General features: G+C 37.9%; 12 protein-coding genes and 1 pseudogene. 2 read left to right on the top strand and 11 right to left on the bottom strand.

What is annotated here, in order from left to right; translation table 11 throughout:
* The coding region (locus ADA55_RS17905) for an IS3 family transposase (RefSeq protein ID WP_153246138.1) at nt 1-239 on the top strand (239 nt) is incomplete at its 5' end.
* Nucleotides 240-631: 392 nt separating this feature from the next.
* Here the strand turns inward: ADA55_RS17905 and ADA55_RS17900 are convergent.
* The 10 genes from ADA55_RS17900 to nirB all read right to left on the bottom strand — a co-directional run bounded on the left by ADA55_RS17900 (nt 632) and on the right by nirB (nt 9,775).
* On the bottom strand, nt 632-1,225 hold the full coding sequence (locus ADA55_RS17900; protein WP_048686370.1) for a YdeI/OmpD-associated family protein: 594 nt from the start codon (nt 1,223-1,225) through the stop codon (nt 632-634).
* Between the two features lie 82 nt (nt 1,226-1,307).
* On the bottom strand, nt 1,308-1,700 hold the full coding sequence (locus ADA55_RS17895) for an SRPBCC family protein (RefSeq protein WP_048686369.1): 393 nt from the start codon (nt 1,698-1,700) through the stop codon (nt 1,308-1,310).
* 2 nt (nt 1,701-1,702) lie between these two features.
* Nucleotides 1,703-2,026: an ArsR/SmtB family transcription factor gene (locus ADA55_RS17890; RefSeq protein ID WP_048686368.1), complete on the bottom strand. Its 324-nt coding sequence runs from the start codon at nt 2,024-2,026 to the stop codon at nt 1,703-1,705.
* A 772-nt stretch (nt 2,027-2,798) separates the two neighbouring features.
* Nucleotides 2,799-3,272 (bottom strand): hypothetical protein, encoded by a 474-nt coding sequence (locus ADA55_RS17885; protein ID WP_048686367.1) that lies wholly within the window; start codon nt 3,270-3,272, stop codon nt 2,799-2,801.
* Between the two features lie 263 nt (nt 3,273-3,535).
* A complete protein-coding gene (locus tag ADA55_RS17880) occupies nt 3,536-3,856 on the bottom strand; it encodes a hypothetical protein (protein ID WP_048686366.1) in 321 nt (106 codons plus the stop codon).
* Between the two features lie 360 nt (nt 3,857-4,216).
* On the bottom strand, nt 4,217-4,642 hold the full coding sequence (locus ADA55_RS17870; RefSeq protein ID WP_034306763.1) for an OsmC family protein: 426 nt from the start codon (nt 4,640-4,642) through the stop codon (nt 4,217-4,219).
* 243 nt (nt 4,643-4,885) lie between these two features.
* A complete protein-coding gene (locus tag ADA55_RS29470) occupies nt 4,886-5,032 on the bottom strand; it encodes a hypothetical protein (RefSeq protein WP_153246140.1) in 147 nt (48 codons plus the stop codon).
* Nucleotides 5,033-5,203: 171 nt separating this feature from the next.
* The gene (locus ADA55_RS17865) at nt 5,204-6,820 is read right to left on the bottom strand and encodes a family 14 glycosylhydrolase (RefSeq protein ID WP_048686362.1); all 1,617 of its coding nucleotides are present in this window, start codon (nt 6,818-6,820) and stop codon (nt 5,204-5,206) included.
* 205 nt (nt 6,821-7,025) lie between these two features.
* Nucleotides 7,026-7,343, bottom strand: coding sequence for a nitrite reductase small subunit NirD (gene nirD, locus ADA55_RS17860; RefSeq protein WP_048686360.1), 318 nt, complete (start codon nt 7,341-7,343; stop codon nt 7,026-7,028).
* A gap of 17 nt (nt 7,344-7,360) precedes the next feature.
* Nucleotides 7,361-9,775 (bottom strand): nitrite reductase large subunit NirB, encoded by a 2,415-nt coding sequence (gene nirB / locus ADA55_RS17855; protein WP_048686358.1) that lies wholly within the window; start codon nt 9,773-9,775, stop codon nt 7,361-7,363.
* Nucleotides 9,776-9,979: 204 nt separating this feature from the next.
* Here nirB and ADA55_RS17850 point away from each other — a divergent pair, with 204 nt between their 5' ends.
* On the top strand, nt 9,980-10,306 hold the full coding sequence (locus tag ADA55_RS17850) for a MerR family transcriptional regulator (protein WP_048686371.1): 327 nt from the start codon (nt 9,980-9,982) through the stop codon (nt 10,304-10,306).
* Nucleotides 10,307-10,540: 234 nt separating this feature from the next.
* Here ADA55_RS17850 and ADA55_RS29465 read toward each other — a convergent pair.
* Nucleotides 10,541-10,731: pseudogene (locus ADA55_RS29465) on the bottom strand (IS5/IS1182 family transposase); the annotation flags it as partial.
* Nucleotides 10,732-10,900 lie beyond the last annotated feature (169 nt).

Here is a 10,900-nt window from a genome sequence, read left to right as displayed (position 1 = left end):
AGAAATTAGGGTTACGCCCATCTATGTCAAGACGAGGAAACTGTTGGGACAACGCACCACAGGAATCATTCTTTGGCCATCTTAAAGACGAGTCCTCTATTAAAGCATGTACAAGTCTAGATGAGTTAAGAAAAGAAATTAAACAATATATGATTTATTACAATCATTATAGATATCAGTGGAATTTAAAAAAGATGACCCCTGTTCAATATAGAGATCATCTTCTTAAAACTGCCTAGGTTTTTTTAATGTCCTTTACAAAGGGTACACTTTATTGAGAAATTGGGCTTTTTTGCTACTCCATAAAAGTGCCATATTATGAAATTACACATTATTTTTAGTGGTATGTTGAAATCATTACTTAAACCTTTATTCAAGATAAGCACCCGTTAGTTCAAGAAAAGTGACCTTTAAGCAAAAAAAACCAGGGTACACTTTGGTGTGCAGTATTTTTATTTTCTTAGCTGAAACAAGTAAGCCTGTTACACGGCAGATTGCTACACTCTATGGATCACTTCTTTGTTTTATCCATTTTATTATTCGGTTTACTTGCGTTCCAAAAAGGAGTTCGAATGTACGCAAAGTAGGATGAAATCTAAAACATGATTAATTTATTTTCTCATCAAATATATTAATCTTTTAAACCCTTCCCATCGAGAATTTTCTGCATGCATTTTTCGATTCTTGACTCTCGGGTTTTGGATTGTTTGGCTTGTGAAAAATAAAGGATGTATGCTCTTTGCCTTCCAGGGGTCAATGCTTCAAAAGCAGTTTTCAAGGCAGGGTTATCATCGAATTTGTTGTGAAGTTCTTCAGGAATTATGAATTCTTCGTTCTTTTTAAATTCCACTTCCAACCCGGCTTTTTCAACTTCAATGGCTTCATGAATATAGGCTTTCAGAATGGATTCCGTTGCAACTATTTCTTGAACATTGGTGAACCGAATCTGGCGCGCTCCCTGTACATTCTCCGTTTGTTGAATTAGAAGCCCGTGGGCATCCTGTAACAAGGCACCTTTGTGAAACAGAATCGCACAATATTCTTTAAATCCATGTATTAAAACGATGTTTTTATTCTCAAACGTGTAACAGGGATGCATCCACTTAAATTCTTCGGTCAGCTCACAGTCAAGAACGATATTTCTTAACGTCTCAAATTCTTCTTTCCACTTTTTAGCTTTACCTAAAAATTCATCAACCTTAGGATTCGTTCTACTTTTTGTCATCACGGAACACTCCTCTTTTCGAGCAGTTTGCTTTTTTCTTATACGTTAGCTAAATACTAAAAAACAAGGCAGAGGTTTGGTCTTATAATACCTCTAACACGTTATTAAGTTCTTCGCCCATTTTCGCCCAACCATATTTCGCACCATTGAACGCTTGATCTTCTTTTTCGAATCCTGTTTGTTCGAGATGTAAGTGGGTTGTTCCATCCTCGTGCTTTAATGTCCATGTGACTGTAGTGTTTATACCGCCACCTACCCAGGTGTAAGATAACTTATAAGGCTCCTCGACTTCAAGAACCTCGGAATCAATAATTAAATTCCACTGTTCATTCCGAAACTGGAATTTATGTCCGACGATAGGTTTAATATCATTAGCCATTACCCATTTCCCAAGAGTATTTGCATCCGTTAAGGCAAGCCATACCTTATCGATCGGGCTCTTAAAATTAAAGTCTTGTGTTACTGTTAAACTCATTTTTATTCCTCCTCTAATATTTGATTTAAAAGTAATATTCTTTCACTCCAGAATCTTCTGTAAAACGATACCCAATCCTCAATTTCTCTCAACGGACCAGCATTCAGCCGATAACGGGTTTCCCTGCCGACTTTTCTGCTGATTACTAGACCTGCCTCTTTAAGGATTGCCAAATGCTTTGAAACCGCAGTACGGCCCATTTCAAAATGTACGGTCAACTCATTTAGTGGCAATTCTTCCACGTCCGCCAACAAACGGAGCAATTTACGTCTTGTTGGGTCAGCGATGGCTACATAAATATCACGTTCTTGATTTTTCTCGTTCAAAATCACCCACCCTTTTAATTGGACACCAATTGGTGTCTTTTATTATATGACACTGATTGGTGTCCTGTCAATTTTATTATTGACACACTTTATTTGTTTTATTCTAATATCATCAAGTATATTATTAAATCCTTTTACAACTAAACTGGCCCCGTTAGTTAAAGTGATTCTTATATGATCAATTGCTATTTTTGAATATTGGATATGCTCGTGTTTCAGCAAAGGAGGAGAATCTTGGAATTATATCTTCATTGATAAGCAAAGTGGAAAAGAGTTTCACTGGTTTCCATATCAGGGATGCGCTTAATCATTCGTGAAAGCGTTTATTATTCCTTGATTCACTAGACGGATTGGGCAGGGATTATGATGATTCATTCGGAGAGTGGAAGTATATTACTTGAGATTGAACTCAGATACTATGGTACTTAAAAATGAGACACTTTTGATTGCGGAAATTCAGAGGTATGGGTGTTACTGGGGATTTTTTTATGACTTCATTTAAGTATATGAAAAAGGAAATAAACTATCAGATATTATAACCCCTCAACTTAGGGATGAGATCATACGAACGCCTCTTAGCGACTAAGACTAAAAGTATCTATCTGGGTTTTTCAAACAAAGTTGATTGGAACGCGTGTACCAGACTCCCGCGGGAAAAGCGTGTCGAAAGGAGAATCCAGGCGCAAGAGCGCTGAGGGCGGAATTGCCTTCGGAAAGCGAGTGCCTTACGTTCCAATCAGTTTAAAAACTCTCAATATGTTATATTATTTTTCTATATGTTATATTTTTTTTCTATTTCAAGGCTTTTTATCATTTGCCGTAACGCTCCAAGATGATAAGCTGAGTGGGCAATGGTCGCATTTACATTTGTCAGCCATTTTCCTAAATCGATTGTTTCGATTTCTGCGAAAAGAGATACATATTCTTTATGTAATTCCTCTCTGATTTCAGCCCATTTCACCTCATCAACAGTAGCAATTGTCCAGCTTTCTTCCCAATCTTTTTCAAAGTCTGTGCCATTGATCAACGATCGGATCACCCATAAATAATACCGGGTGTGGTCTGAGTGTGCCGCAATTGTCGATCCGTTTATGGAACGTGAAGCATCTTCTGCGGTTAAGCCATCAAGTGTACCAAAAACCCCGGTATTCGGTTTTGAATCAGTATAATAGCTCCCTTCATTTCCCGGTCCTTCAAACGTTTCCTTCAAAAGCGTTTTTAGTGAACTTGCCAACGTCTCGCTCATCTCAATTCCCCCCAAATGTTTAGTCGACTTCATTACTCTATAATATACGAAGACAAACCAATAAACATTTATATTTTGTTAAATTAATCCAAAAATATCGCGAGTTTAAAGAGTTACTCGCTTTTTAGCTTGCATAAGATAAGGCTATCAATTACTTTCGAGTACAGTTAACATGTGGTATTGACGACTCTCTTAACGTGATGAAATAAAAAGGCCATTCCACAGGAACGGCCTTAATTATTTTTGAAAATTATAATTCAGTTTTAGTAGCTTTTCAAACGCTCTTCCAGGGACACGATTCTAAACTTTAACTCTTGATTCGAGTCCAAGCCCCCTATTACAATTTGATTATCTTCCGTAATGGTGACATATCTGAAAATTTCTTCTCCATGAATCTTGATTTTAGTCTCCATTGTCGTTTCCATTTTTGCAAAAACTTGATCTGTGTATGTAAGCGGAAGAAGATCATCTAAACCTTCTTCGGGGCTCCCGAGCCACTTAAACATGAAATCTTTCAATGAATATTGCTCAATCATCGATAAATGATTTTTAAAAATTAATTTGTCAATTGTTATCTCTTTCAACTTTAACCACTCCTCAATAGTATCTAAAGTTTATATGGATAATCTCCTAACATCAAGGGCATTCCAATGACAAACCATTACATTTTGATTACTTGCTTACTGAATAATCCCTTTCCTTCCGTAAAATGGAGTTCGGTAACCTTGAAAACCAATTTTAGATTGATTTTTTCGAAAGAATATCCTTGGATTAACATGAGAGGGATTATTTTCTGTGGTTTGCACGTTTTGTTATAGATGATTATCCATGAAATGAGGATGTTCATTTCAGTCAAAACAGCCCCATTTTCAAAAATGGGGCTGTTTTTATTATACGGATGTAAAACAACTATTCTGTTAAATGATAGTCCTTTAAATTATATATTATATGTCTTGTTTTCCTTTAACACCATTGATTGAATAGCTGATTTTAATGTTGGCATTTAATGAGTGATACACTGAACAGTACGTATTTTTGGATAATTGAATTGCACGGACGACTTTATCTTCAGGTAGATCCCCCTCTAATAAATAATGGATATGAAAATCGGTAAAACGTTTAGGATGATTTTCTGACCGTGCCCCTTCTATTTCTATTTGAAAGGCCTTTGTTTCAAATCGCATTTTCTTTAAAATCATTACAATATCAATTCCTGTACAGCCGGCAAGAGAGTGTAAAAGTAATTCTGTGGGTCTTGCTCCACTATTTTTACCTCCTGCTTCTTCGGCGGCATCCATCTTTATTTCATGTCCCGACGGAGTTGTGCCAGAAAAGGCCAGTTCCCCTGTCCATGTAATCATTGTCTTCATATATTCCGATTCCTCCCTTTCTTGTTGTTTTGTTCTAAAAATAGCCCACATTTCAATTAATGTAAATTTATATCATTTAAGTATTAAAAAATATTGCCGTAATGGGGTCAGTATGCAAATATACAGTGCACTTGATTCTGGATTTTTTATACCCTAACTTGTGATGATTTTCCATACCTTATATTCTTCCCACAAGTCCTGCTTAGTTAGTCATACTGTAAAATTTGAACGTTGATTACCTCTTCAGGCTTTAAAACCTAAAAAAATATTCCAGATGATTTCAGAAATCAGCTCATTTCCGCCAACTGTCTGCCAAGCAGCATCAAAGCAAAGCGGCTGTGGGGTCTCGGCCAGCCAGTTTTTCGGCAGGAATGTCGCAAATTTCTTCAATCTATTCAGGGGTTCATCCATATATTTATTTGTAAAAACTAGATGGATAACTAAGTTTACCTATAGAGCTGATTGTATAAACTTTTCGAACCTCCATTTGTCGATAAAATGGTATTAAAATTTTGATAGAAACAGTTTAATCTTGCAAAATGAAAGACCACATTTCTTCATTTACCATTCAGTTTTATAGTTTCCTTCTCCATTCAAAGGAGTTTTATAACTATTATTTTCGCCATCTTTCCAAGTGATATTGCCATTTTCATCTTTCAGAACGAACTTGAATTCATAGAATCGATCTGCAGCTAAACGAAATGTTCCACTCCAGCTGCCTTCTGTGTTTTGAGTGAGTTTATATTCGTAATCTTCAGGATTCCATCGGCCGATTTCCCCTCTGTCCCCAATTAAGTAAACTCCCTGTGTTGCAGGTACATTTTCAACTGTGAATGTAACGGGAATCGACTTGCCTTCCAATTTATCAGCCATCATCCTGAACTCATTAGTTGGATTTCCTTCATCGTCGAATAAATAAGACATCCTAAGCAATGTAAATCCCTCAAAACCATGGTTAAAAACCATTTCTGCTACATTGTCAAAGCCCCATTCATTATTGATCAGAGGGAGTGCATTTTCCCCGTTTAAAGAAATTCCTTTTTCATTAGCTAAAGAGGCAATATGGGTCACCAAAGTCTTAGGAGCGCTATAGGACGGTGCAGTATGTGCGTCTTGATCTCCCATTTCAAGACAGGTGAATGTGAGGGCCATATTCGATTTCTTAAATTGATTCAATAATTGGGAGTAGTTATGGTACCCGGCACTATACTCTGCTGAATGCGGCATTACTGGATCATTCATTTTCCAATGGACCCCTGAGATTTTAGCTCCAATTGGCACGCCAAAGACTTCATCAAAATGTTTATGGGCAAACTTCGAGATTTTTGCAAGATGCTTTTCGAGTGCTCCTTGATACCACTGCATAAAATCGTAACCAAATCTAGTGTCGATTGCGCCGCCCCTGGTGAAAAATTCATCCCCATTTCCTGGCGGCTGAATCTCATTCCAGTTTTTATACGTTTTGCCCCAAGCGGCATTTAATTTTTTTATCGTGGAATATTTTTCTCTCATCGCAAGCCTGAAATCACGTTTTGCTCCTTCTGTATAAACTTGAAGTTGTCCCCTCTCAGGATAATCCCAGCCATCGGCATTCTGGTAGGAGGGATATCTTAATTCCCCTGCCGGTCCTGCACTTAGATATATCTTTGCTATTAAACCCTTCTTATCAGCAAAGTTCTCTGCAAAGGATTTGTACAATTCATTGTACTGACCGGCTGTGCCTTCCCACCAAGGAGCAAGTACCTCCTTATTCCAGAAACCACTTTCACTCTTGAAAGCCATGTTTTCGGCAGTGTCTTTATTCCAGAGCCAACTCGGGATGGGGTAGTTGCAATCATCCCCCACATTACCGCCGCACTGGTGCGTAGACAAAATGGGCACCCATTTTAAACCGGAAGCTTTCACGGTTTCCGCATATTTCTTATAATAGGACCAATCAAACTGATTATCTTTTTTACTCTCGACCAATCCCCACCAGATATCTGTCGTAATTGCATATACTCCATTTTCCTTTAACTGGGTCAGTTCTGCTTTAAATGCCCCCCAATCTGATATTTCACCCAATGGGGCCATCACATAAAGCTTGTAATCTGGTTGTACTTCTGCTATTCCAGGTGTATTTGATAAAGGAACAAAATACAGCATAAAGGTAAAAACGCCAACGGATAATTTATTCATGAAACGCCAACCTTTCCCCTATAACTTTATTTGTTTAAATTTCGGTTCATCACCGAAACCGCTTACAATCTTTTTATTTTTTTGTCATTCCTTTCTAGAATTATATTTGTTATGGAAATATTTATCAATTATTTCATCGGAGGAATTTAGTTTAAAAATCGACAAAGAAAAATGGATAGTCTAAGAGACTATCCAGAGCAGCTGGTTATAAAACTATATAAACATTACCATCTTCTATTTCAACATGGAATGTCTTTACACAACCATTATCAGGTTTTTGGACTTCTCCATTCTTGACACTGATTTTCCAGTCATGCATCGGGCAAAATACGTGATCACCACTCACAATGCCTTCCACCAGAACCCCACCTTTGTGTGGGCAACGATTTTCAATAGCCCGGAATTCACCATTTGCTAAATGAAAAAGAGCAATTTCATGAGAGCCAATGGTTACTGTTTTCCCCAGGTTTTTTGGCATTGCATTTACGGTTGAGACCTTTATCTTTTGAAGTGTTTTTCCCATTTAGGCTGCCCCCATATTCATTTATTTGATATAGCCGGAATTTTCACTTTTTGAAATAAACCGGTTTGGATCGCATTGCTCTCAATGATTTCTTTCCACGGTTCTTGCAATACGGATAAGGCCTCATCCAAGCGTTGATTAAGCTCCAACCTTTTTTGCTTATCACCAATAATCTCTTTAATGGTATCGAACCCAACACGCTCAACCCAAACCGACGTTCTTTCTAAATAATTTGCAGTCTCTCGATAATGTTGGATGTACGCCCCCGTAATTTCAATTACCTCATCACTTGTTTTCACTTTACATAATAATTCAGCAGCTCGTAAATGAGTACCGCCATTGCCACCAATATAAATTTCCCATGCACCGTCAACACCGACAACACCAAGATCTTTGATACCGGATTCAGCACAATTACGAGGACATGCCGACACAGCCATCTTAACCTTATGCGGTGTGCCTACACGTTCGAATTTCTTCTCCATGGCAATGCCCAGACCGATTGAATCTTGGGTGCCAAAACGGCAAAAGTTTTCACCGACACATGTTTTCACAGTTCGAAGTGTCTTTCCATATGCATATCCAGAAGGCATATCCAGGTCGGCCCATACGCTTGGAAGGTCTTCTTTTTCAACGCCGAACAAATCTATTCTTTGACCGCCTGTTACCTTAAGTAACTTAACATTATACTTATCGGCAACATTTGCTATTTTCCGTAATTGATCGGGATTTGTGACGCCGCCATACATTCTTGGCACAACGGAAAATGTACCATCCTTTTGAATATTTGCATGTAACCTTTCATTGACATAGCGGGATTCTTTTTCATCTTCATAGTCAACAGGATGGATCATGCCTAAGTAATAGTTCAGTGCCGGTTTACATTTAGAGCATCCATCACTTGTATTCCAGCCCAGAACATTCATGACTTCACGAGTATGTGTCAGATTTTTTTCGCGTATTTCGGCAACAACCTCATCTCTTGATAAAGTGGTGCACGTACATATGGATTCCTTCTGGTTTGACTTACTGAAATCAGCGCCTAATGTCAGCTCGAGAATATCACCGACTAACGGCTTACAACCACCGCATGATCTCGAAGCACTTGTGCAGCCTTTTACTTCCTCAATGCTTGTTAAACCGTTAGATTCGATAGCCGTCACAATATCACCCTTCGTTACACCATTACAACCACAGATGATTTCTTCATTTGACATCGAAGTGACAAGGCTAACACCTGGTTCACTTGTTCCAACATTTAAATACTCCGAAACGTCGGCATTTTTATTGATCATGCTCAATAGGGTATTGCTTTCCTTTGTATCCCCGAATAATACCGCACCAGAAATTTTCCCATTTCGAATCATTACTTTTTTGTAAGTACCATTCCATTCATTAAATTCCTTGATTGATTTGGCTTGTTCATCCTCGAAAATTTCTCCAGCCGAAAATACATCAACACCAGATATTTTTAACTTAGTAGAAAGCACGGACCCCTCGTAAGCTTTGCTATCCAGTCCGCAAATCCTTTTGGCTAATACTTTGCCCTGTTCATATAGGGGAGCGACCAAACCATACACCATCTCACGGTGTTCCGCACATTCACCAACCGCAAAAATATTCGGGATCCTTGTCTCCATATAATCATTCACGATAATTCCTCGATTGACAGGGATGCCGGAATTTTGGGCCATTAAAACATTTGGCTTAATCCCAACTGCCATGACCACTAAGTCGGCGCTGATTTCCTCGCCATCACTAAAGCGTAATCCTTTGACATCAAATTCACCTAAAACCTCCTGAGTCTGTTTCCCGAGATAAAAATTCATTCCCTGTCTTTCAAGTTCCCTTTGCAGCATTTTTCCTGCTGCTGGATCTAACTGCCTATCCATCAAATATTCCGAAAGGTGAATTACATCTACCTGCATACCTAGATTCAAAAGCCCCCTTGCTGCTTCAAGACCCAGCAATCCTCCACCAATCACTGCAGCCTTTTTATTATTTTTTGAATATTCAATCATATTTTCGCAATCTTCAATATTTCGAAAGGCGGTCACTCCTTTTTTATCCGCTCCCTTTATCGGAAGTATGAAAGGGATCGATCCGGTAGCTAAAATTAATTGATCATATTCGACTTCGCGATTAGTGTCTGAGTAAATGATTTGCTTTGTGGTGTCGATGTTCGTGACTGTTTCACCTGAAAAAAGTGTAATATTGTTCTCTTTGTACCAGTTCCAATCATTTATTGTAATATCATCTATCGTCGTAGCCCCCTGCAATACATTCGATAGTTGGATTCGATCATAATTCGGATGCGGCTCACTTCCGAAGACAGTCACCTCAAACCTTTCCGGTTGAATTTTCAAAATTTCTTCTATACATCTTACTCCAGCCATACCATTCCCAATGAGTACCAATTTCTGCTTAGACATGTTTTGTCCTCCAATAAGATTTTTTTGAAAGGATGATATGATTGATTATAGGTGACGTCACTTTTTATCGCCACAATCATGTAATGAAATCTTACATAGTTTTTAAAAACTAATAATTTATGTTAGTTTTTATTACAAATATTCAGAAAATTAGGATATAATATCCTTATTGATTCAGCATAAATCAAAAATGAGGTGATTTTCATCGTCCAGCAAAAAGAATCTTATATAGATAGAAAGGTTATTTCCATAGGAGTCGTCAGAGAATTAACCGGACTATCCGATAGGCAAATCCGGTATTATGAAGAAAGAAAACTCGTTTTCCCCGAAAGGTCTAAGGGTGGTAACCGTAAATACTCTTTTTCCGACGTCAAGGCATTAGTGGAAATCGCCGATAAAATAGAGGATGGAGTGCAAACCCATGAAATTAGACAGGAAAAATTAAAAGAGAACAGAAAAATTGAACAGGAAAAAATGCGAAAAAAAATGCTGCAGGGCCAATTAAATGCACACTTTGGCCTGCGTAATTGATTTTCAGAAACCTGAATTATTAGCTGTTCAATGTCCATATTTCACTCTTCGACAACATTTTCACCTTGCAATATTAAAATAGCTGTTAACATTGTTACACTGGACATGATGACTTTCATGTCCAGTCAGTTTGCAGACAAAAGGGGTTCGGAATTAAAAAATTCCGAACCCCTTTTAAAATTCCCTTAGATAAGAGATTTGGTCTCAGCGAGCCACTATGTTAAGCCATTTTTGTTTCAACTTCATAATTGTTTTACGCATTGATCGAATTCCGAAGGTGTATTAAATGAAGTCAGTTTAACTACTATAACCGGGTCAATACTTGAGCATCCTACCTCTGAATACATATCTTTCACCAAATCATAAATGAAAGAAAAGTCAATGGCAGCCTCCATTTTACGAACCAAATGGTTCGCTGGCACCAGTTGATCTCATTAAATAGAATCATGTTAGGAAAGCATCCTGATCACTTCAATTTTTATTAATGCTATTTTAAAACAATGAAGACTTTAGGTAAAAGGGTACTATCTAAAAGTTAAAACAGGTTGATTGGAACGGAAGGTACGAGACTCCTGCGGGAAAAGCGAGTCCAGG

The sequence above is a fragment of the Bacillus sp. 220_BSPC genome (assembly GCF_001054655.1).
Lineage (GTDB): Bacteria > Bacillota > Bacilli > Bacillales > DSM-1321 > Peribacillus > Peribacillus frigoritolerans.
The sequence above is the reverse complement of the archived record's forward strand: the minus strand, read 5'-3'. Positions and strand labels throughout refer to the sequence as shown.